The organism is Picosynechococcus sp. PCC 8807 (assembly GCF_001693295.1).
GTDB lineage: Bacteria > Cyanobacteriota > Cyanobacteriia > Cyanobacteriales > MRBY01 > MRBY01.
Genome location: NZ_CP016483.1, coordinates 453306 through 471339, shown reverse-complemented (window position 1 = coordinate 471339; position 18034 = coordinate 453306). Strand labels below are relative to the sequence as shown.

Below are 18034 nucleotides of genomic sequence, written 5' to 3'. Positions count from 1 at the left end.
CCAATAGGGTTTGATTTTCTCAAAAGCGCACCGCGCAGCGGATCTCATTGCGATCGCCTGGGCTAGTCATCAAATACCCGGACTTAATCTCGACAATATTCACTCAATGCCTCCATGGGTTGTTTTCCGCCTCAACTACCAGCAGATCAACGGCAGCACTTCGCCTATTGGCAAGCCCTCAACGCAGAAATTATCTGGCTCCAGGACAATATGGGGGTTTGTACCGCTTTTTTTTGGCAATGGGCAGAAACCTTTGGCTGCCAACCCCAGGCAATGGTGACAACAGAAATTTTTCAGCAATGGATCACGGTAGACAACGCCATCTACACAACTGCTCTGCAACGGGTGGGTCAGGGGGGCCTCCCCGAAACCCTAGACGGTACTTTTCAATGGGCCGACCAGACTTTTCCCCTCAAGCTTTTGGTCACTGCCATCGGCGCGGGCCAACTGTTGGTGGTGGGTTTCCCCCAGGCTGTTGCCCCCAGTTCCCTCTCTCCCCTGTCCTATCAAAAAGCCCTCAGTCGCATTGCTCGCAAGATCCGCAATACCTTTGACCTGACGGTGATTCGTCAAGAGGCGATGAATGGCCTAGGTAAAACTTTACAGGTGAGTCGTTGTCTATTGTTGACCGCCGATGCAACCCAAAGCCGATTTCAGGTCGAAGCAGAATATCGTTGCAGCTCGGTTCCCTCCTGTCTTGGGGCTAGTTGGCGATCGCCCGATAGCCCAGTCCTCGAAGAAATTTATCAAACTCAAGTTTCCCAATCTTTAACAACCCTTTGCCCGGCCCTGGCCGACAGTCAAGCGGTGCTTATCTTGCCTACCCTCTACCAAGGTAGTGTCAATGGTTTTATCTGTCTGCAACAGTGCGATCGCCCCAGGATTTGGCAGGAAGTTGAGCAAGAATTTGCCCAGGAGCTAGCTGAACAACTGGGAACGGCGATCGCCCATGCCACCCTCTACCAAGAACTCGAACAACTCCACCAAGCCGCCACCGAAGCCGCCCGCCTCAAAAACGACTTCCTCGCCAATACCACCCACGAACTCCGCACCCCCCTCAATGGCATCATCGGTTTTCTGACCCTCGTCCTCGATGAAATGGCCGACGGCCGCGCCGAAGAGTTAGATTTCATTGCCGCCGCCCACGAAAGCGCCCTCCACCTGCTGAACCTGATCAACGATATCCTCGACATTGCCAAAATTGAATCAGGCAAACTCGACCTCGATCTCCAGCCCATTAGCCTAGGGGAACTGCTCGATAACCTCAATAACTTTGCCCGGCCCCAGTTACAAACCAAAAATCTCACCTGGGAAATTTTAGTGCCCGAAAGCCACGACGATATCATCCTCTACGGCGACTACCAGCGTCTTTTTCAGGTGCTCCTGAACCTCGTGGGCAATGCGATCAAATTCACCAATGCTGGTGGTATTACGATCAATGTTGAGCTAGTTTTCAAACCCGTCATCCACGATGATCAACAATTTCCAGGGATGGTCAAAATCAGTGTGATCGATACGGGGATTGGTGTGGCTTTGGATATGCAATCTAAGCTCTTCCAAAATTTTTCCCAGGTGCGGGGTGGCCATACCCGCAAATATGGCGGTACGGGGTTGGGCCTCGCCATTTCCAAGAAACTGGTTGAAGCCTGTGGCGGCAAAATCTCTTTCTACAGTATGGGCGAAGGCTTAGGATCAACGGTCACTTTCTCGGTACTTCTCCAGCAAAAACCCGTGCTCAAACAGCCCAAGCACCAGGATCCCCAAGTGATTATCTAGGCCGCACCGACCCCGGCAAAACGTTACAATAGAAACTAAATATTAAAGAAACATTACATTTAGCAGACCGGAAAATACGTGGATACAGCTTGGCAGTTTGATTCGATTGAAGCGGCATTGGGCGACATCAAAGCCGGACGGGCCATCGTTGTCGTAGACGATGAAAATCGTGAAAATGAGGGGGACATCATCTGTGCGGCCCAACATGCCACCCCAGACATGATTAACTTCATGGCCGTAGAAGCACGGGGCTTGATTTGTTTGGCCATGACCGGCGATCGCCTCGATGCCTTAGATCTGCCTTTGATGGTTCACAAAAATACCGACAGCAACCAAACCGCCTTTACGGTCAGCATTGATGCCCATCCCCGCCTGGGGGTTACTACGGGAATTTCTGCCGAAGACCGTTCCCGCACAATTCAGGTGGCCATTGACCCCACCTCGTGCCCAGAAGACCTCAATCGCCCCGGCCATATTTTCCCCCTCCGAGCCCGGAGTGGTGGTGTCCTTAAGCGCGCTGGCCACACCGAAGCTGCGGTGGATTTGTCCCGTTTGGCTGGTCTATATCCTGCGGGGGTCATTTGCGAAATCCAAAATAATGATGGCTCCATGGCGCGGCTGCCAGAACTGATTGAATATGCCCGAAAATTTGACCTCAAAATTATTAGCATTGCTGACTTGATTTCCTATCGCCTCGAAAATGACCGCTTTGTCTACCGTGAGACTGTCACGAAGCTCCCCACAGAGTTTGGTCAGTTTGAAATCTATGCCTACCGCAACACCATGGATGGCACAGAACATGTGGCCATTGTGAAGGGTGATCCGAAGAATTTTGCCGACCAGCCTGTGATGGTGCGTGTTCACTCAGAATGCTTGACGGGGGATGCCCTCGGTTCCCTGCGCTGTGATTGTCGAATGCAACTCATTGCCGCCCTCAAGATGATCGAAAATGCCGGTCAAGGGGTGGTGGTCTATCTACGTCAGGAAGGGCGCGGCATTGGCTTGATTAACAAACTCAAGGCCTATTCCTTGCAGGATATGGGGTTGGATACGGTGGAAGCCAACGAACGGCTGGGTTTTCCGGCGGATCTCCGGGACTACGGCATGGGGGCACAAATGCTCAATGACCTTGGCGTCCATGCGATTCGTCTAATTACCAATAATCCCCGGAAAATTGCGGGCCTGAAGGGCTATGGCCTAGAAGTAGTCGATCGGGTGCCGCTTCTGATTGAGAGTAATGATTTTAATACCCGTTATCTCAATACTAAGGCCCAAAAGTTGGGACATATGCTCCTGCAAACTCACCTGGCGACCATCGCCCTCCGTTGGCAAGGGAAAGACAATATCACCCAACGCTATGAGCATTTAGAACGGCTCCGTCACTTGACCCAAAAACAACATTTACTCGTGCGGGAGGAAGCCCGTCCGGTCGCTAGTGCGGTCTTTTCCAATGCGCCCTTAATCGTTCACCTAGGCTTCGACCAGGCCAAGTTAGCCCGCGCAGATTGGTACACCGATACGCAACATCCCTATCTCCAGGCGATCGCCTCTCTCCTTGGCGACATTGCCCAATGGGACGATCTCACAGAATTGGAGTTTATGATTGCCACAGGGGATGACCCGATGACGGGGCTACAAATTCAACTCGACCGTGAATTTTTGACCTGGCCCCAGCTACCTACCTTTATCCAAGCGGCCCCCGTCAAAACCCAGACTATCTACCACTTCCAGCAGCCCAAATAATCATCCCGGTGAGGGTTGTTTGTCGTCGGAATCTCACCTGGATCTGCCTTTTGTCGGATTGTAAAAATCCTCTGGTCGCTTTCCGGAAAAATTGCGATACCATAAGTACGATTGAACTCAGAAACCCAATCACCTTTGACCCATTACGCCACGGCGATCGAGGTAACCATGTCAGCCATCACCAATAATCCCGACAAAGAAAAAGCCCTAAACCTAGTACTCAACCAAATCGAGCGCAACTTCGGTAAAGGGGCAATTATGCGGTTGGGGGATGCCGCCCAGATGAAGGTCGAAACAATCCCCAGTGGGGCTTTGACCCTAGATCAGGCGATGGGGGGTGGGTTCCCACGTGGGCGAATTGTGGAAATCTACGGCCCGGAGAGTTCTGGGAAAACGACGGTTGCTCTCCATGCGATCGCCGAAGTCCAAAAAGCGGGTGGCGTCGCTGCTTTTATTGACGCTGAACATGCCCTGGATCCCACCTATTCCGCGGCCTTGGGAGTTGATATTGAAAACCTGCTGGTGGCCCAACCCGATAACGGCGAATCTGCTTTAGAAATTGCCGACCAATTGGTTCGCTCGGCGGCTGTGGATCTAATCGTGATTGACTCGGTGGCGGCCCTTGTGCCCAGGGCAGAGATCGAAGGAGAAATGGGCGATGTGCAGGTGGGTCTCCAGGCCCGTCTCATGAGTAAAGCCCTCCGTAAAATTGCCGGGAATATGGGGCGTTCGGGTTGTACAGTAATCTTCCTCAATCAATTGCGCCAAAAAATTGGCATCAGTTACGGTAATCCAGAGGTGACGACTGGCGGGACAGCCCTCAAATTCTATGCTTCCGTGCGCCTCGATATCCGACGCATCCAAACCCTCAAGAAAGGGAGCGAAGGGGAATTTGGCATCCGCGCCAAGGTTAAGGTGGCCAAAAATAAAGTTGCCCCACCGTTCCGCATTGCCGAATTTGACATTATCTTTGGGAAAGGAATCTCTCGTGTGGGCTGTATGCTAGACCTCGCTGAACAAACGGGGGTTATTACCCGTAAAGGTGCCTGGTACAGCTATGAAGGGGATAACATTGCCCAGGGTCGCGATAATGCAGTGAAGTATCTAGAGGAAAATCCGGACGTTGCGGCGATCGTCACCCAAAAAGTTCGGGAAAATCTGGATATGAGTTCCATGGGTTTCGGGGATGAGCACCACACCACCGAAGAGGAATAATCATTTCTGTGGCGGCAAATATTGCTTATCCAATGCAAGATGGTAAGACAAGGGGCAAATTTAGGCCTCTTTTTTCTTGAGTTTCTTGAAAATTAGAGGAACAAGCACCAGACAACAGCATAATTTGCGGCGTGCTAGAATCGGATGCGTCATTTTGAAAAAAAACGTTACGTTCACTATGGGTATTCGTTTCTCTCGTTGGTCAGTGGGTTGTGGTGCGGCGATCGCCCTCGGCGTCTTGTCCCCTTCAGTCACTTGGGCTAATCCCCAACTCAATGCCCTCCTCGAACAGGGAAATGAACAGCTGACCAATCGGAATTTTGCCCAAGCAGTGCAGCATTACCGCCAGGCTCTCACCCTAGAAGCCAACAACGCCCGGATCCATGGTGCCCTCGGTTACGCCCTTTCCCAACTGGGCAATTATTCAGAAGCGGTGACGGCCTACCGCCGGGCTACGGAATTAGAAGATGACAATGCAGAGTTTTTCAATGCCCTGGGTTTCAATTTGGCCCAAAGTGGCGATAACCGCAGTGCCATCAACGCCTACCAGCGAGCCACCCAGTTGCAGCCGAATAACCTGGCCTACAGTCTGGGTTTAGCGACCGTACAATTTCGGGCCGGGGACTACGATCAAGCTCTGGTCGCGTACCGTAAAGTTTTGGCTAAAGACAGCAACAACACCATGGCGCTGCAAAATAGTTTAACCAGTTTGTTGCAATTAGGACGGAACCAAGAGGCGGCGGTTTTATTTCCTGATTTGCTGCGCCAACGGCCCAATGACGCGGAACTTCGCATTAAGGCAGCGGTGACGTGGTTTGGCCTCAATGATCGTGACCAGGCGATCGCCTTCCTGGAAGAAGCCCGCCGCCTCAGCACCCGCGACAGTGCGATGCAAATTCGGGTCGGCAAGATCTACGAAACCCAAAATCTGTTACCCCAGGCGATCGCCGCCTATGAACAGGCTAGTTTTGTCGATCCCCAATCCCGCGAAGCCTTTGCCTTATATGGATCGGCGGCGATGAAGACCGAGGATTATATCAACGCCATTATTGCCTACCGCGCCCTAACGGAATTGTCCCCCACGGATCCGGCGGCCTTTTACAATTTTGCGGTGGCCCTCCAGGGGCGGCGGCGTTCCCGCGAAGCCCTCGAAGCCCTGGAAATGGCGCGGGATCTCTACCAACAACGGGGCGATCGCCGGGGGGTTAATATTACGGAATCTCTCATGGCGGCCATCGAAGAGGGCTAGGAACCGCACCAGTCACGATCACCATGCGTTACCGACGGTTTGGGAAAACAGAATTAGACATCTCAATTTTTTCCCTGGGGACAATGCGAGCCTTAGAAAGCAGCGCAACCATGACGGCAACGGTGCAGCGGGCTTGGCAGTTGGGGATTAATCATTTTGAAACAGCGCCGAACTACGGGGTGAGCGAGCGTTTGTTGGGGCAAGCCTTTCGCGAATTGGGTCTCCCCCGGTCAAATTTTTTTCTCACGAGCAAACTATTACCCAAGGGGGCAGCGGCGGAAATTGAGCAGACCATCACGGTTTCCCTCGAAAATTTAGGCACCGATTATTTAGATTGTCTGGCGATCCACGGGATTAATACAGCGGAACATCTCCAGTGGTTTTTAGAAACGGGTCTGGGGCCGCTCCAACAATTGCAACGGCAAGGCAAATTTCGCCACCTTGGTTTTTCGACCCACGGCCCCCTGCCTTTAATTCTCACGGCCATCGAAACGGGCTATTTTGAATTTGTTAACCTCCATTACTATTATTTTTTTCAGCGTAATGCTGAGGCGATCGCCCTTGCTGCAGCACGAGATTTAGGGATTTTTATCATTTCCCCTGGCGATAAAGGAGGCCAACTGTTTACCCCACCCCAGACCCTCCAGACCCTCTGCCAACCGGATACGCCCCTAGAACTCACCTACCGTTTTTTGTTGGGCGATCGCCGGATTACGACCCTCAGTTTTGGGGCAGCCAATCCCACTGAATTGGCTGTTTTAGTACCCCTCGTTGACCAAGACCAGCCCCTCACCCCCCAGGAACAACAGCGCCTCACAAACCTGAGTCAGCATCAACACCAACGCCTCCAGGGGACAGAATGCCACCAATGTTACGCCTGCTTACCCTGCCCTGAAGCGATTGCGATCCCCGAAATTCTCCGCCTCAGAAATTTGGCGATCGCCTACGATATGCAAAGTTACGGCGAATACCGCTATCAGATGCTCGAAAATGCCGGCCATTGGTTCCCTGGCAAAAAAGGCAATGCCTGTACAGAATGTGGCGACTGTTTACCCCGTTGCCCCAGCCAACTGCCCATCCCCCAACTGCTCCAGGAGGCCCACCAGCGCTTGAACGGAAAACCGCGCCGTCGTCTTTGGGAAACTTAATTTTGATTTTTGCGCATATTGGCGGATGCATTTAGCCTGTCAATAACCATTAAATTTTCGTGGGGCCGATTCGTCGCCAAAACGAGTCATTAAACTCAGCCAAATGTCAGATTTTCCCTATTTTCAGGGGATAAACCACAGCCAATGGCCAAAAGCCAAGTAGAATTTAGCCCCTAAAGGGATCATCGAAACTTCATTATTCTTGTTTAACTTGCCAGTTGATTCGTTTGGGGAACTCTGAAAATTGACCAATTCCTCTGGGGCTTTTTCGTCGATGGCACAACCGGAACTAGAACTGCTCCAAGCCCTAAATCCGAGTGCCTTTGATCAAGTGTTGTTGTCCTTGGCGTTTTTTGCGCTCCGGCAAAGCAGTTATCGCCATGGGGCTTTTTTGGATGCGGCGGCAACGGCGGCCAAATGTGCGGTCTATACCACCTATGTAGAGCAGGGGGGAAATCTACGCATGACTGGGCATTTGCACCACATCGAACCGAAACGGGTCAAGGCCATTGTCCAGGAAATTGAGCAGGGTCTCCAGGCGGGCCAACGGTTGCAGCATGCGGCTTTCCAGGAACCCACTTACTTGACCGAGTTACCCCAGGTTTGGTTAGGGCAGTATCCCTGGCATCGCTCCCAACCCCGGTTAACGGGCGATCGCCTCAGCGAAGACCAACAGACTTACCTCGAAGCGAAACTGCCCCCAGATCTACCAGCAGCCCAGGGGATCTCCTCCGCCGAATTTGCGGATCTCATTGCTTTTTTACACCAACAGGCCCAGGCAAAAACCCCAGGCGATCACCCATTGCCCCTCAGTGAAGCCCTCGCCGAACATATCAAACGCCGTTTGCTCCACGCCGAAACGGTTATGCGCCTCGATAACCCCTGGGGAATGCCCTATTACATCCTTTTGAGTTCTACCTATGGCGGCCCCGACAGCCCAACAAAAGCCCCCCATTCCCTCCTCGAAGACGCCGCCCACTTTCTTCGTCTCAGCCATGCCTGGACAAAGCAACAACACAACGTCATGCGCATTTTTGAATCCCTTGATATTGCCCCCGCCGATTTGTCCGAGGCCCAGACAGAACTGCATGAATTAATGCGGCACTGGGCGAAAAAATATCACCAACGGGGCAAACCCACCATGGCGATTCACATGATGTTTGGCCCCAAAGATCATTCTCTTTCCTGAAGCCGAAAACAGCCGCCCTTTCCCAAACGATTTAGAGCATAAAAAAACAGGGGCGATCGCCGAAATTGCACGATCATCCCCCATTATTCTTTTTGAAAACAATTTCAGTTGTCTCGAAAGCCAATGGCCTAGTCTTTTTCTGGGGCCGTAGAAGCGACAAAAAGTTCCTTCAATTGCTTTTGATCGACTCCCGCCGGCGCATCAGTCAACAGACAGCTTGCCTGTTGTGTTTTCGGGAAGGCAATCACATCGCGAATGGAATCCTCCTGGGCCATAAGCATCACCAAACGATCTAAACCATAGGCAATACCACCATGGGGCGGGGTGCCATATTCAAAGGCTTCGAGCAGAAAACCAAATTTTTCTTGGGCCTCGGTTTCTGATAAGCCAATGGTCTGGAAGACTTTTTCTTGGACTTCCCGCTGGTAAATCCGTAGACTACCACCACCGATTTCAATGCCATTTAAGACGATGTCGTAGGCAAGGGCGCGGGCCGTTGCCAGATCCTCTAGATCTTCTGGATTCGGTGCAGTAAAGGGATGGTGTAAGGCTTCGAGGCGTTTTTCGTCGCTATTATATTCAAACATCGGAAAATCTGTAACCCAAACAAAATTGAGCTGATTTTCATTGATCAAGCCCATCTCGGCACCGACCAACTGTCGCACTCGGTCTAGGGACTTATTGACAATATCCGTTGCCCCGGCCCCAAAGAGGAGGAGCGTGCCCGCTTCAGCCCCAGTACGACTGAGAAGTTCTTGTTTTTGGGCGTCACTGAGGTTGTCCTTGATCGCGCCGATGGTATCGATCGCCCCGTCTTCCCGCACCCGAATAAAGGCAAGCCCTTTGGCTCCCATTTCGACGGCGGCATTAAACAGATCGCCACCGGGCTTGATCCGTACATTGGAAATAGAATCGTTTCCGTTGGGAATTGGGAGGACTTTTACTTGGCCACCGCTCTTAACCGCGCCAGAAAAGACTTTAAAGCCCATGTCCGCAACAATATCAGAGACGTTGACTAGCTCCAGGCCAAAGCGCGTATCGGGGCGATCGCAGCCGTATTTTTCCATAGACTCGGCGTAGGTGATGCGGGGGAAGGGGCGCTCTAGTTCAATGCCCTGGGCCTCCTGGAAAATCCGGCAAATTAGGCGTTCGTTGAGGTCAATGATTTCGTCGAAGGACATGAAGCTCATTTCCATATCCAACTGGGTAAACTCCGGTTGACGGTCGGCCCGGAGGTCTTCATCGCGGAAGCAGCGGGCAATTTGATAGTAGCGATCGCAGCCGGCCACCATCAGCAATTGTTTAAAGAGCTGGGGCGACTGGGGCAGGGCATACCAATCGCCTGGGTTCACCCGGGACGGCACCAGATAATCCCGTGCCCCTTCGGGGGTAGACCGGGTCAAAATTGGCGTTTCCACCTCCATGAAGTTTTCATCGTCTTCGAGGAAGCGGCGCATCGATTTGACGACGGTGTGGCGCAGTTGGAGGTTTTTCGCCATGGTTTCCCGGCGCAGGTCGAGGTAGCGATATTTTAGCCGGAGGTCTTCTTTGACTTGATCGCCGTCGGCACTACTGGAAACGAGGATCGGTAGCTGTTTATGGACGCCATTTAGGATCTCGATGGTGTCAGCGTAGATCTCCACTTCGCCAGTGGGCAATTTGGGATTCTTCGCCCCTTCTTGGCGGGCACTGACTTTCCCAACAATTTTTACAACATACTCACTACGGCTGGCGTCGGCATCATTGTAGGAATCTGGCGTCCGCTGGGGGTCACTGACAATCTGGACAATGCCCGTGCGATCGCGCAGATCAATAAAAATTACGCCACCATGATCCCGACGGCGATCGACCCAGCCATACAGGGTTACGGTCTGGTCAATGTGCTCGGAGCGCAAATCCCCGCAGTAATGAGTACGCATAGTTAGTATATATAGTTAAAGCATAGAGTTTTAAAGCGATACTAAGCCTACCAAAGATCCTGGGTCTTGCCTATATTCCCTGTCATTGTCCCAAACTTGAGCGTAAAACCTGCTGTCATATTACAGAAATCCGATATTAAGGATTCGTCAAGGCCCATAACGTGCATCCGTCATGAAAACTCGCGTGGCGATCGCCTGATTGTTGTGTAAACCCGTAAAATGCAACAAGGTTATTGAGACAGCCTTTCCTAGGGGATCGATGCGTAATTACTATCTCGTTATTGAAGCAGGCAAAACGGAAAAACAGTATTGGCAGGATATTTGGCAATATCGAGAACTGTTCTATTTTTTGGCCTGGCGGGATATCTTGGTGCGCTACAAACAAACGGCGATCGGTGTGCTCTGGGCTTTACTGCGGCCTTTTTTGACGATGATTGTGTTTACGATTGTTTTCGGTAACCTGGCGAAACTCCCCTCTGAGGGGGCACCTTACCCAATTTTGGTATTTGCCGCGATGCTACCGTGGCAGTTTTTTGCAAGTTCCCTGGCGGAATGTAGTAACAGCTTAATCACCAACTCCAATCTTTTGGCAAAGGTTTATTTTCCTCGGTTGATTGTGCCGACCAGTGCCGTAATCGTCAGCTTTGTGGACTTTCTCATTTCGGGGTTTATCCTGCTGGGGCTGATGGCTTGGTATAATTTTGTCCCCAGTTGGCGAATTCTAACGTTACCGATTTTTGTGGCGATCGCCTTTATGGCAGCAATGGGAGCAGGACTATGGTTAGCTTCTCTGAATGTACAGTACCGTGATTTTCGCTATATCGTGCCGTTTTTTGTGCAGTTTGGTTTGTATATTTCGCCAGTGGGCTTTAGCAGTAGCATTGTGCCGGAGCAGTGGCGGTTATTGTATTCTCTCAACCCGATGGTCTCGGTCATTGATGGTTTTCGCTGGGCAATTTTGGGGGGCGAGTCCCAGATTTATCTCCCAGGATTTTTGTTGTCCTTCGGTTTGGTGGTCGCAATTTTTGCGGGTGGTGTTTGGTATTTTCGGCGGATGGAGCGTATTTTTGCCGATATCATCTAAACTTCAGTCATTTCAAAAAAGCTCATGCGCACTGACAAATGGTTTTACGAGTTATTTTTATCCCAACCGGGGATGTTAGCGGAATTAATCCCTGGTATTGATCCTGACTGGGCATTTGTTTACAGCGCCCCCGTCGTTAAGGAAAAGGAATTTCGCTTGGATGGTCTGTTTTTGCCCGTCACTGCAAAGCCTGGGATCCCAATCGTATTTGCAGAGGCGCAAATGCAAGCAGATGAGCGGTTTTATGGCCGCTATTTTGCGCAATTATTCGTTTATTTGTACCAGTACAATGTTGACTGTGACTGGCGAGGGCTACTGATTTTACGGAGTAGAGGACAAGGATTAGGCTCGGAATTACCTTATCAAGATTTATTAGAACAACGGGTAACGCGACTATACTTGAGTGACCTTAAGGACAAGGTGGACTTGAGTCCTAATTTGATGCTGTTGCAGTTGTTGACGACAGAGAAGCTGCAAAGTATGCAGCTCGGCCAAACCCTGTTGAAAACTGCAGAAACAGAGGCGGAGTTTGACCGTCGACTGAGTTTAATTGAGACTATACTGACAAATAAATACCCAGATTTGACCCAGAAGATGATTATGGAAATTCTCGATCTGAAACAGACAGATATTACTCGTTCTCGCTTTTACCAAGAGATCATGACCAAAGGTCTTCAAGAAGGCCGCCAGGAAGGTCGCCAGGAGGAAGCGGCAAATTTGGTAATTCGTCAGTTAAAACGGCGCTTTGGAGAATTATCAGAGTCACAGAGCGAAAAAATCCGGTGTTTATCTGTGCGGCAGCTAGAGGATCTGGGAGAGGCACTATTGGATTTTGCTGCGGTAGCTGATTTGGATGGATTTTTGGCGCAGGTGGATTAGGGGATTCGGAAATCTCTATATTTTTCTATTTTTCTAAAATCGATACTTTCATGGCTATCTCTCTTAGTCCGACACTTTACGATGATGATTATGTTGCTTGGTTAGATATCACCCTAGAGCAACTCAAAAAACATGATCTAGATCATCTTGATTGGCAAAATCTGACCGAGGAAATTGAAGCATTGGGACGGGAACAACGCCGCAAAGTCGAGAGCTATCTACTTCGACTTTTAATCCATTTACTGCTCTATCAACATTGGCATACCGAAAGAGAATGGTCGGGCAGAGGTTGGGAGAAAGAAATCGATAACTTTCGCTTGGAATTGGATTTACTTCTAGAATCGAAAGTCTTATCTAATTATTTAGAGACAGTCTTAGAAAAAGACTACCAAAAGGCGCGGAAAAGCGCGATTCGCAAGTCCCGGCTTTCTCCCGAAACCTTTCCCATCAGTTGTCCCTACAGTATTGAGCAAATCCTCGACCCGAATTGGCTCCCTAAAATTTGATCATTAGAGCTGATTTATAGAGCCCCCTGGCCCCCAGTCTGGGGGAGATTTTCGGATCAAAATTCTCCATGGTTATAATGCCCAGGGTACTCTTCTCGTCATCAGTTTTACTGAACGTGATCAGAGGATACGATTGATTAGTGTTCGTCCTGCAACTATTAAAGAAAGAAAAGATTATGAACGAAACCAAAAATTCTAAAATGATGCCTGATGATGACTTACTTCCTGAGTACAACTTTGATTACAGTAAGGCGCACCCTAATCGTTTCGTGGCAAAACAACGCAAAAGCGGGGTTACGGTTGTGTTAGAGCCTGATGTCGCGCAAGTTTTTACGACTTCCGAATCAGTAAATAAAGCTTTGAGAGCAATTCTCTCTGCGATTCCTCAGTAGTGCTCGGAGTAACGGTTTGTTGAAACTGATCGCCTGTAGGGTCTGATCGGGTAGGCTATTTTAAGAGTCGGTTGTGTTACTGGGTTTCTATGTCGGACACCATTATCCGGGTTGAAAATTTAGGGAAAAAGTACATCATCGGCCACCAAGCGCAATCGGGGGGCTGGAAACCGAACCGTGGTAATTATGTGGCGTTACGGGATGTGGTGGCGAATGGGGTCAAGTCTTTTGGAAAGCGGCTAATTGGCAAGGAACGGCGGCGCAGTTACACAACGGAAGAATTTTGGGCGCTGAAGGATATCAATTTTGAGATTAAACGGGGCGAGGTGGTTGGTATTATTGGCCGCAATGGGGCCGGGAAATCAACGCTCCTAAAAATCCTCAGTCGAATTACGGAACCAACAACGGGCCGGATTGAGTTACGGGGCCGGGTGGCGAGCTTATTGGAGGTGGGGACGGGTTTTCATCCGGAGCTAACTGGACGGGAAAATATTTATCTGAATGGGTCGATCTTGGGCATGAGTCGGCTGGAGATCCGCAAGAAGTTTGATGAGATTGTGGCGTTTGCGGAGGTGGAACGGTTTCTGGATACGCCAGTGAAGCGGTATTCGAGTGGGATGTATGTGCGGTTGGCGTTTGCGGTGGCGGCACACTTGGAGCCTGAGATCTTGGTGGTGGATGAGGTTTTGGCGGTGGGGGATGCTGCTTTTCAGAAGAAGTGTTTGGGGAAGATGCAAGATGTAGCAACACGGGAAGGGAGAACAGTTCTATTTGTAAGTCATAACATGGGGATGATTCAGAATCTTTGTTCTCAAGGCTTTTACTTATCAAAAGGTCACATCATGATGGTGGACAACATTGAAAAAGTTGTCAAGGAATATCTAGAGGAATCCAAAACGATGTATACCCGAATCGGTCAATCTCTAAGGCAAAGAAAACGACAAAAAAGTAGTCATGGAGAAATAATAAGAATAGAAAAGTGTGAAGTTTTTGATTCTCAAAATAAAGTAAGTCAGTCTTTACTTTTTGGTGAGCCTTTTAGGATTATAGTTGAAGCATTTTCGAAAACAGAACTCAAAAATTTAGTAGTCTCTATAAGAATTGATTCTATTGTAAAAGAACCGATTGTCACAACAGCAAGTCAAAATACAAATGATTTCTTTGCCACCTCAGACTGCGGATTTTTATCAGTAGTAGCCTCATTTGAAAATTTAATTATGAGCCCAGGAATTTACTTCATAACACCAAGTATTCGAAGGGGAGGATTCATTTTAGATCAAGTTTTACAATGCATACAATTAGAGATCCATCAAGCCACTTATGAAAATACCAATCCGCACCTTGGAACATGGGGATTTGTTCAGGCAATGCCAACGTGGAAAGTTAATGATGAATCAGCTAAAAATAATATAGTAGATGTATGATCCAAAATCAAAAAAATCAAATTGTTCCGTCTCGTAGCTCTTTTTTAATTCGCCTGATAAACAAATTAAAGTCTTTGAGAAATAATTCTTGCAAAGCTGAATATGCATTGGTAAATCAACGAGTTACCTCTCAGTACAAGTATGTTGATGCTTTCGCAACTGTATCTTCTGAACACATCCAAGACGTAAACTTGATTTTTAAAGGTTTTCAAAATTTTCCTTGCTTAAGTCTTTATATCCATGGCAGTTGGGCAGATCAAACCAAGACATCTTTTTCGGATTTAGACGATTTGATTGTTGTCAAAAGAGATGGCATAAAAACAGTTAGAGAAGTTCGTAAAATTGAATCTTGGCTTAATAGAGTAGATATGAGATTTTGTCGCATAGACCCTTTGCAGCATCATGGACACTGGATTATTTATGAAGATCAGTTAGAAAATTATGATGAATCTTATATGCCTCTACTAGTTTTAGAGAATTCAATATGTTTACAAGGAGAGAAAAAAATCTCTGCAAAAGTCAATATAGAAGCTACTCAGGTAGGCTTAGAACGAAACTTAAAAGTTACATTACTGAATATAGAAAATTATTATATTAAATATCAAAAAAATCAAATCAATCTTTATGACATGAAATGTTTAATTGGTTCTTTTTTATTAGTGCCGGCCTATGTATTCCAAATGAAAGGAAAGCGTGTTACAAAAAAGTGGGCAATTGAAAACGCATCAAATATATACTCTGCTGATGTACATAAAGTACTAGAAATATGCTCGACTATGCGTCAAGATTGGAAAAAAGCGCTAAATACATTTCAATTTGAATTGTTTTCTATATCACCAAAATTTTTTACTAATCCTCACCTATATCGAAAATTCGCACAAAAATTTGCTCCCAAATTTCCTTGTGAAGTTTTTCCAACTTTAAAACAGAAGTCTGTTGATGCTTTTATACAAGAGACAAAAGATATAATCAATGAAAAATAACTTTAATATTATTGATGATCTACCCAGATATCTAACAATTGAGGATTATCAATCAACTAAGCAACAATTTGAAAAAATATGTAAACAATCAGGTTTAAGCAAAGATCAATTTGCTTATTTTGGTTCTGTTTCTTGTCCTCAAGTATCAGATATTGATGCTCTAGTCGTAGGCTCTGAACAACAAATAAGATTAATTCATAAACTCTTTCTAGATGAACAGAAAAAAAACAAAGTTTTTAATGATATTTTTTGGCATCCTCCTGTTTATTTATTAGATTCTCCAAGTAATTCATCAATATACCTGCATACTTTAGAAAATCTTGATAGAACCATCACAATAAATTCTAAACCTGTCAATCAACATAATCCCTATTCTTCAGGCTTGTATTTTACGTGGATAACATTTCTGCTGTCAATTATAGGTTCAGTAACTTGTAAAAAAAATATTCCTCTTAGATTGCTGCTACTTTTATATAAAAACATTGAAGTTTCAGAGATGTATCTTGGAAGAAAAAATAAATTCATATCCACAAAGAAAATCAATATTTCTAGCGACTATATAAGAAAGCTTGCCCTTGAAGATTATAAGAGTAATCAAGATGCTATTCTTAAGGCCTTCATCTCTAAAATCAGGGGCTTGATGTTCTCTTTTGATTTATATTGTAATTTTATTGAGAAGAAAAATAACAAATATGACACACCAAAATTTTCCTTTATAAACAAAAAAAACCTAGCATTAACCTCAAAAAAAACTTCGATAAATCAGTTTGGTAAATTAATACTTACTAATCTGAATCCAGTTGCAATGACAGCTCTTCTTTATTGGAAAAAATATCCTGATATCCCAAAAGAATATGAATATTTTGAGTATATAAAAATTTCCAAGGAAACAATTAATTTATATAAAGAAAAAGGTTTTTACTATAATTTCGTCACTCCTTTTGGAATCAAATCTTAAACCATGAAAGGATATATTAATCTGGGCTGTGGCTCCAGATTTCATCAACAATGGAAAAACTTGGATTTTACAGCCTTATCACCTGGTGTAATTGGCCATAACTTAACCCAAGGAATACCCTTTGAGAATCAATCTTTTGATGTGGTCTATCACTCCCATCTATTAGAACACTTTAAAAAGCAACAAGCAAAAGACTTTTTACAGGAGTGCTATCGTGTTCTTGTCCCCCAAGGAACAATTAGAGTCGTTGTGCCAGACTTAGAAAAAATTGTTCGCTGTTACCTACAAAAACTAGAAGTAACCCTTAACTATAATGAATCTACCCCTGATTATGATTGGATTTTAATTGAGCTATTTGACCAAATGGTGCGCGAGCAGTCTGGCGGTGAAATGGGACAACTGCTAACTTCAGAAAATATTCCGAATAAAGCATTTATCCTCGAAAGGATTGGCTTAGAAGCCCAGAGGATTATGGACACACCCAAACAAAAAACGACGATAACGCCGCAAAACTGGCGACAACTACTTAAAAAAGTGCCACGAAAATTCAAAACCTGGGGTTATGGGAAAGAATTACTCATTCGTCTGCTCCTAAATAAACAAGACTATATTGCTTTAAAAATTGGTCGTTTTCGGCAGAGTGGCGAAATTCATCAATGGATGTATGACCGCTATTCTCTCCAGCGACTCTTAGAAGAATGTGGCTTTGTAGATATTAGACAATGTGCTGCCCACGAAAGTAGAATCCCCAATTGGACAAACTTTAACCTAGATACAGAACCCGACGGTACAATTTATAAACCAGATTCTTTGTATATGGAAGCCACTAAACCAGCATAATCTTTCATGAACATTCTATAAATTAGTACCCGTGATATTTCCGGTAGAGTGGCGATCTGATTAAGGTATAGACTCTGGTTATTCTTAATAGAAGAGGAATTTTACTATGCAAGCCCAACATATCATTCTCGAGACTGATCAATCAGGCAATATCAAAAATATTCCCAAATTACCACCCAACAAAAAAATAGAAGGCATTTTTCTTGTCCTTGATGATGTCGCAGATTCTAGCTTACCCGTCCGTAAACCCCACCCAGATCTCGTTGGCCAAGTACAAATCCTTGACGACACCTTTGATAGCGTCCCTGAAACCGACTGGGAAATCCTGCAATGATTGTGATGGATACCCACATTTGGCTGTGGTGGGTTAACGGTAACCTTGACCGATTAGGCCCAAAAAGAGTCCAACTGTTAGAACAGCCTAAACCCTTGGCAGTTAGTTCAATTAGTTGCTTTGAGGTCGCTTGGCTAGATCACCATCAGCGCATCATACTGCCACAAAAGAAAACAGCATGGTTTGATAAAGCTCTTGGTGGGTCAGATATTCTATTGCTACCGATTACCCCCAAAATTGCCGAAATAGCAGTCACTTTGCCGGAACATCACCGTGATCCCCATGATCGTCTAATCATTGCCACTGCTATTTTTTACGACGCTTATCTGATGTCCGCTGACCAAAAATTCCCCCAATACTCTGAAATCAACGAAAAACTGGTATAAGTACTGATT

General features: G+C 46.9%; 17 protein-coding genes. 16 read left to right on the top strand and 1 reads right to left on the bottom strand.

Features of this window, described 5'->3' with window-relative positions:
• The first annotated feature begins 114 nt into the window (after positions 1 to 114).
• The 6 genes from AWQ24_RS02240 to hetR all read left to right on the top strand — a co-directional run bounded on the left by AWQ24_RS02240 (position 115) and on the right by hetR (position 8320).
• On the top strand, positions 115 to 1776 hold the full coding sequence (locus tag AWQ24_RS02240; protein ID WP_065715887.1) for an ATP-binding protein: 1662 nt from the start codon (positions 115 to 117) through the stop codon (positions 1774 to 1776).
• Between the two features lie 78 nt (positions 1777 to 1854).
• Entirely contained in the window at positions 1855 to 3519 is a 1665-nt protein-coding gene (gene ribBA / locus AWQ24_RS02235) for a bifunctional 3,4-dihydroxy-2-butanone-4-phosphate synthase/GTP cyclohydrolase II (RefSeq protein ID WP_065715886.1), read from the top strand.
• Positions 3520 to 3687: 168 nt separating this feature from the next.
• Complete coding sequence (recA, locus tag AWQ24_RS02230) at positions 3688 to 4734, top strand: recombinase RecA (RefSeq protein ID WP_030007051.1); 1047 nt, start codon at positions 3688 to 3690, stop codon at positions 4732 to 4734.
• Positions 4735 to 4912: 178 nt separating this feature from the next.
• On the top strand, positions 4913 to 5983 hold the full coding sequence (locus tag AWQ24_RS02225; RefSeq protein WP_232318856.1) for a tetratricopeptide repeat protein: 1071 nt from the start codon (positions 4913 to 4915) through the stop codon (positions 5981 to 5983).
• 23 nt (positions 5984 to 6006) lie between these two features.
• Positions 6007 to 7131, top strand: coding sequence for an aldo/keto reductase (locus AWQ24_RS02220; protein ID WP_065715884.1), 1125 nt, complete (start codon positions 6007 to 6009; stop codon positions 7129 to 7131).
• A gap of 244 nt (positions 7132 to 7375) precedes the next feature.
• Positions 7376 to 8320, top strand: a complete 945-nt coding sequence (hetR, locus tag AWQ24_RS02215) for a heterocyst differentiation master regulator HetR (RefSeq protein WP_232318855.1) — start codon at positions 7376 to 7378, stop codon at positions 8318 to 8320.
• A gap of 128 nt (positions 8321 to 8448) precedes the next feature.
• On the opposite strand, the gene aspS is transcribed toward hetR, so the two are convergent.
• On the bottom strand, positions 8449 to 10239 hold the full coding sequence (gene aspS / locus AWQ24_RS02205; RefSeq protein ID WP_065715882.1) for an aspartate--tRNA ligase: 1791 nt from the start codon (positions 10237 to 10239) through the stop codon (positions 8449 to 8451).
• Between the two features lie 259 nt (positions 10240 to 10498).
• On the opposite strand from aspS, the gene AWQ24_RS02200 reads away from it, so the two are divergent.
• The 10 genes from AWQ24_RS02200 (at position 10499) to AWQ24_RS02155 (ending at position 18025) form a co-directional block, all read left to right on the top strand.
• Positions 10499 to 11323, top strand: a complete 825-nt coding sequence (locus tag AWQ24_RS02200) for an ABC transporter permease (protein ID WP_012306055.1) — start codon at positions 10499 to 10501, stop codon at positions 11321 to 11323.
• Positions 11324 to 11347: 24 nt separating this feature from the next.
• Positions 11348 to 12202, top strand: coding sequence for a DUF2887 domain-containing protein (locus AWQ24_RS02195; protein WP_065715881.1), 855 nt, complete (start codon positions 11348 to 11350; stop codon positions 12200 to 12202).
• Positions 12203 to 12252: 50 nt separating this feature from the next.
• Positions 12253 to 12708: a DUF29 domain-containing protein gene (locus AWQ24_RS02190; RefSeq protein ID WP_030007045.1), complete on the top strand. Its 456-nt coding sequence runs from the start codon at positions 12253 to 12255 to the stop codon at positions 12706 to 12708.
• Between the two features lie 176 nt (positions 12709 to 12884).
• Positions 12885 to 13100 carry a hypothetical protein gene (locus tag AWQ24_RS02185; RefSeq protein WP_030007044.1) on the top strand — a complete coding sequence of 72 codons (216 nt, stop codon included), beginning with the start codon at positions 12885 to 12887 and terminating at the stop codon, positions 13098 to 13100.
• Positions 13101 to 13189: 89 nt separating this feature from the next.
• Positions 13190 to 14524, top strand: coding sequence for an ABC transporter ATP-binding protein (locus AWQ24_RS16025; protein ID WP_083993474.1), 1335 nt, complete (start codon positions 13190 to 13192; stop codon positions 14522 to 14524).
• Entirely contained in the window at positions 14521 to 15507 is a 987-nt protein-coding gene (locus AWQ24_RS02175; protein WP_065715880.1) for a hypothetical protein, read from the top strand. Before AWQ24_RS16025 ends, AWQ24_RS02175 begins: the two co-directional genes overlap by 4 nt.
• Positions 15497 to 16465, top strand: coding sequence for a hypothetical protein (locus AWQ24_RS02170; protein ID WP_065715879.1), 969 nt, complete (start codon positions 15497 to 15499; stop codon positions 16463 to 16465). Before AWQ24_RS02175 ends, AWQ24_RS02170 begins: the two co-directional genes overlap by 11 nt.
• Before the next feature lie 3 nt (positions 16466 to 16468).
• Positions 16469 to 17305: a methyltransferase domain-containing protein gene (locus AWQ24_RS02165; protein ID WP_065715878.1), complete on the top strand. Its 837-nt coding sequence runs from the start codon at positions 16469 to 16471 to the stop codon at positions 17303 to 17305.
• Between the two features lie 106 nt (positions 17306 to 17411).
• Positions 17412 to 17639, top strand: coding sequence for a hypothetical protein (locus AWQ24_RS02160; RefSeq protein WP_065715877.1), 228 nt, complete (start codon positions 17412 to 17414; stop codon positions 17637 to 17639).
• A gap of 5 nt (positions 17640 to 17644) precedes the next feature.
• Complete coding sequence (locus AWQ24_RS02155) at positions 17645 to 18025, top strand: type II toxin-antitoxin system VapC family toxin (protein ID WP_232318854.1); 381 nt, start codon at positions 17645 to 17647, stop codon at positions 18023 to 18025.
• Positions 18026 to 18034: the final 9 nt, after the last annotated feature.

Excerpts from the sequence above, each read along its gene's own strand:
- AWQ24_RS02240 (WP_065715887.1), top strand. The coding sequence starts at position 115 with ATGGGTTGTTTTCCGCCTCAACTACCAGCAGATCAACGGCAGCACTTC.
- recA (WP_030007051.1), top strand. The coding sequence starts at position 3,688 with ATGTCAGCCATCACCAATAATCCCGACAAAGAAAAAGCCCTAAACCTA.
- AWQ24_RS02225 (WP_232318856.1), top strand. The coding sequence starts at position 4,913 with ATGGGTATTCGTTTCTCTCGTTGGTCAGTGGGTTGTGGTGCGGCGATC.
- AWQ24_RS02220 (WP_065715884.1), top strand. The coding sequence starts at position 6,007 with ATGCGTTACCGACGGTTTGGGAAAACAGAATTAGACATCTCAATTTTT.
- aspS (WP_065715882.1), bottom strand. The coding sequence starts at position 10,239 with ATGCGTACTCATTACTGCGGGGATTTGCGCTCCGAGCACATTGACCAG.
- AWQ24_RS02200 (WP_012306055.1), top strand. The coding sequence starts at position 10,499 with ATGCGTAATTACTATCTCGTTATTGAAGCAGGCAAAACGGAAAAACAG.
- AWQ24_RS02195 (WP_065715881.1), top strand. The coding sequence starts at position 11,348 with ATGCGCACTGACAAATGGTTTTACGAGTTATTTTTATCCCAACCGGGG.
- AWQ24_RS02190 (WP_030007045.1), top strand. The coding sequence starts at position 12,253 with ATGGCTATCTCTCTTAGTCCGACACTTTACGATGATGATTATGTTGCT.
- AWQ24_RS02185 (WP_030007044.1), top strand. The coding sequence starts at position 12,885 with ATGAACGAAACCAAAAATTCTAAAATGATGCCTGATGATGACTTACTT.
- AWQ24_RS16025 (WP_083993474.1), top strand. The coding sequence starts at position 13,190 with ATGTCGGACACCATTATCCGGGTTGAAAATTTAGGGAAAAAGTACATC.
- AWQ24_RS02175 (WP_065715880.1), top strand. The coding sequence starts at position 14,521 with ATGATCCAAAATCAAAAAAATCAAATTGTTCCGTCTCGTAGCTCTTTT.
- AWQ24_RS02170 (WP_065715879.1), top strand. The coding sequence starts at position 15,497 with ATGAAAAATAACTTTAATATTATTGATGATCTACCCAGATATCTAACA.
- AWQ24_RS02165 (WP_065715878.1), top strand. The coding sequence starts at position 16,469 with ATGAAAGGATATATTAATCTGGGCTGTGGCTCCAGATTTCATCAACAA.
- AWQ24_RS02160 (WP_065715877.1), top strand. The coding sequence starts at position 17,412 with ATGCAAGCCCAACATATCATTCTCGAGACTGATCAATCAGGCAATATC.
- AWQ24_RS02155 (WP_232318854.1), top strand. The coding sequence starts at position 17,645 with ATGGATACCCACATTTGGCTGTGGTGGGTTAACGGTAACCTTGACCGA.